The organism is Mesorhizobium sp. M7A.F.Ca.ET.027.03.2.1 (assembly GCF_003999175.1).
In the GTDB taxonomy this organism is placed as follows: Bacteria; Pseudomonadota; Alphaproteobacteria; order Rhizobiales; family Rhizobiaceae; genus Mesorhizobium.
Map to the genome: position 1 here is coordinate 1 of NZ_RZOM01000608.1, position 3,758 is coordinate 3,758.

A 3,758-nucleotide genomic window follows, 5' to 3' on the forward strand; every position below is an offset into this window, starting at 1 on the left:
CCTATGAGGTTCCGATCTGGGCCAAGCAGAGCTGGCTGCTGCCGCTCGACAAGCTTGGCGACGACTACGACGCCAAGGACATCATCCCGGCTATCGCCGGCGGCCTTTCGGTCGACGGCAAGCTCTATGCCGCGCCCTTCTACGGCGAAAGCTCCTTCGTCATGTACCGCAAGGACCTGATGGAGAAGGCCGGACTGCAGATGCCCGACGCGCCCACCTGGGACTTCATCAGGCAGGCCGCCGACAAGATGACCGATCGCGCCAATGGCGTGAACGGCGTGTGCCTGCGCGGCAAGGCCGGCTGGGGCGAGAACATGGCCTTCCTGACGGCCATGTCCAACTCCTTCGGCGCCCGCTGGTTCGACGAGAACTGGAAGCCGCAGTTCGATCAGCCGGAATGGAAGAACACGCTGCAGTTCTATGTCGACCTGATGAAGGCCGACGGCCCCGAGGGGGCGTCCTCCAACGGCTTCAACGAAAACCTTGCACTGTTCCAGCAGGGCAAATGCGGCATGTGGATCGACGCCACGGTCGCTGCGTCTTTCGTCTCCGATCCCAAGGCATCGCAGGTCGCAGACAAGGTTGGATATGCGCTGGCGCCCGACAATGGCCTGGGCAAGCGCGGCAATTGGCTGTGGGCATGGTCGCTGGCGATCCCCGCCGGCACGCAGAAAGCCGATGCCGCCCAGAAGTTCGTCTCCTGGGCGACCAGCAAGCACTATGCCGAACTGGTCGCTTCGAAAGAGGGCTGGGCCAACGTTCCTCCGGGCACGCGCTCCTCGCTCTATGCCAATGCCGAGTATCAGAAGGCGGCTCCGTTCGCCAAGATGACGCTGGACTCCATCAACGCCGCCGACCCGACGCATCCGACCGTTAAGCCGGTGCCCTATGTCGGCGTGCAGTTCGTCGCCATCCCTGAGTTCCAGGGTCTTGGCACCACGGTCGGCCAGCTCTTCTCGGCGGCTCTTGCCGGCCAGTCGAGCGTCGACGATGCCCTGAAGCAGGCCCAGGACGCTGCCACCGCGGCAATGACCGAAGGCGGATACATCAAGTAAGGCTCCTCCCGGTGCCGACTGCCGGTCGCCTCCTGACCGGCAACGGCCGCCCGAGTTCCCAGTTCGGGCGGCCGCCTTTAACGCCTTTTGAAAATTCCGTCTGACCAGTGAAGGGTGACCGTCATGGCTACTCAGCAGACCCGTTCGCTTGCCCGTTTCATGATGGCGCCATCCGTGGTGCTGCTGTTCGTCTGGATGATTGTGCCGCTGGTCATCACCATCTGGTTCTCCTTCCAGCAGTACAACCCGCTCAATCCGATCCGCGACGGCTTCGTCGGCTTCTCGAATTACGCGCTGTTCTATTCCAACCCGGCCTTCCTGCAGTCGATCCTCAACACGCTCACCCTGGTGGTCAGCGTGCTCCTGATCACGGTGATCGGCGGCATCCTTCTGGCGCTGCTGATCGATCAGCCGATGTGGGGCCAGGGCATCGTGCGCATCCTGGTCATTTCGCCGTTCTTCGTCATGCCGCCGGTGGCCGCATTGGTGTGGAAGAACATGATCATGCACCCGCAATATGGGGTGTTCGCCGACATAGCCCGCTTCTTCGGAGCCCAGCCGATCGACTGGTTCGGGCAGCATCCGATGCTGGCGATCATCATCATCGTCGCCTGGCAATGGCTGCCTTTCGCCACGCTCATTCTCTTGACCGCGCTGCAGTCGCTCGATGGCGAGCAGAAGGAAGCCGCCGAGATGGACGGCGCCGGCTTCGTCAGCCGCTTCATCTACCTGACGCTGCCGCACATGTCGCGCGCCATCACCGTCGTCATCCTGATCCAGACGATCTTCCTTCTCTCCGTCTATGCCGAGATCCTCGTCACCACGAATGGCGGCCCGGGATACGCCTCCACCAACCTGCCCTTCCTCGTCTACCAGAAGGCGTTGCTGGAGTTCAAAATCGGCCAGGCATCCGCCGGCGGTGTGATCGCCGTCATTCTCGCCAACATCGTTGCCTTCTTCGCCATGCGCGCCGTCGGCAAGAACCTGGACAAGTAAGGGAGGATACGATGGCACGCTCAGTCACCACCCAGCACAAGACGATTGCGACAGTTGCCGCCTGGATCGTCGCCCTGCTGATCTTCTTCCCGATCCTCTACACGATCATCACCTCGTTCAAGTCGGAGCAGGAAGCCATCCAGGGCTTCAGCATCATCCCGTCGGGAACGTTCGAGAGCTATGCCGAGGTTCAGGCGCAGAGCGGCTACTTCAAATTCTTCTTCAACTCGGTGCTGCTCTCGGTCGGCTCGACCATCCTGGCCCTGCTCGTCGCCATACCGGCGGCATGGTCGATGGCCTTCTCGCCGACCAAGCGGACCAAGGACATCTTGATGTGGATGCTGTCCACCAAGATGATGCCCGCGGTCGCGGTGCTGTTCCCGATCTACCTGATCTTCCGCGACACAGGACTGCTCGACAGCCGCATCGGCCTGATGATCATGCTGATGCTGATCAACCTGCCGATCGTGGTGTGGATGCTCTACACCTATTTCCGCGAAATCCCGGGCGAGATCCTGGAAGCGGCGCGCATGGACGGCGCATCGCTGTGGAACGAGATCATCTATGTGCTGACGCCGATGGCGGTGCCGGGCATCGCCTCGACGATGCTGCTCAACATCATCCTGGCCTGGAACGAGGCGTTCTGGACGATCCGGCTGACGACGACGGAAGCAGCACCGCTGACCGCCTTCATCAGCTCGTTCTCCAGCCCGCAAGGCCTGTTCTGGGCCAAGCTCTCGGCCGCCTCGACACTGGCCATCGCGCCGATCCTGATCATGGGCTGGTTCAGCCAGAAGCAGCTGGTGCGCGGCCTGACATTTGGTGCGGTCAAATAATTGGTGGCGCGGTGAAGTAACGGAATTGCCCGAAGCAATCGGCAGAAATAACCCCTCGGGGAGGAAATTATGGGAAATATCACGCTCAAGAACGTCTCCAAATCCTTCGGAGCGACGTCCATCATCCCCGGTCTCGACCTGGTGATCGAGAATGGCGAGTTCGTCGTCTTCGTCGGCCCGTCGGGTTGCGGCAAGTCAACGCTGCTGCGGCTGATCGCCGGGCTGGAGGACACCAGCGGCGGCTCCATCAACATCGACGGCCGCGACGTCACCGGCGAGGCACCGGCCAAGCGCAAGCTCGCCATGGTGTTCCAGTCCTACGCGCTCTATCCGCACATGACGGTGGCCAAGAACATCGGCTTCCCGCTGAAGATGGCCGGCGAGGATAAGGCGACGATCGACAAGAAGGTGGGAGACGCCGCGCGCGTGCTCAACCTGACCAACTATCTCGAACGCCGGCCCGGCCAGCTTTCCGGCGGCCAGCGCCAGCGCGTCGCCATCGGCCGCGCCATCGTGCGTCAGCCGACCGCCTTCCTGTTCGACGAACCGCTGTCCAATCTCGATGCGGCACTGCGCGGCACCATGCGGCTGGAGATCAGCGAGCTGCACCATCAGCTCAAGACGACCATGATCTACGTTACCCATGATCAGGTCGAAGCCATGACCATGGCCGACAAGATCGTCGTCCTGAACGCCGGCAACATCGAGCAGGTCGGCTCGCCGATGGAGCTCTACAAGACGCCGAAGAACCTGTTCGTCGCCGGCTTCATCGGCTCGCCGAAGATGAACCTGATCGAAGGCGCGCCGGCTGCCAAAAACGGCGCCAAGACCATCGGCATCCGTCCCGAACACCTGGAGATCTCGACCACGG

General features: G+C 62.1%; 4 protein-coding genes. All 4 read left to right on the top strand.

The window, feature by feature from the left end; translation table 11 throughout:
* The coding region (locus EN750_RS23230; protein ID WP_145967852.1) for a sugar ABC transporter substrate-binding protein at nucleotides 1-1,055 on the top strand (1,055 nt) is incomplete at its 5' end.
* 123 nt (nucleotides 1,056-1,178) lie between these two features.
* Nucleotides 1,179-2,051, top strand: a complete 873-nt coding sequence (locus EN750_RS23235; RefSeq protein WP_127397763.1) for a sugar ABC transporter permease — start codon at nucleotides 1,179-1,181, stop codon at nucleotides 2,049-2,051.
* Between the two features lie 11 nt (nucleotides 2,052-2,062).
* Nucleotides 2,063-2,887: a carbohydrate ABC transporter permease gene (locus EN750_RS23240; protein ID WP_127382577.1), complete on the top strand. Its 825-nt coding sequence runs from the start codon at nucleotides 2,063-2,065 to the stop codon at nucleotides 2,885-2,887.
* A gap of 69 nt (nucleotides 2,888-2,956) precedes the next feature.
* On the top strand, nucleotides 2,957-3,758 hold an 802-nt coding region (locus tag EN750_RS23245; RefSeq protein WP_145967853.1), incomplete at its 3' end, for an ABC transporter ATP-binding protein.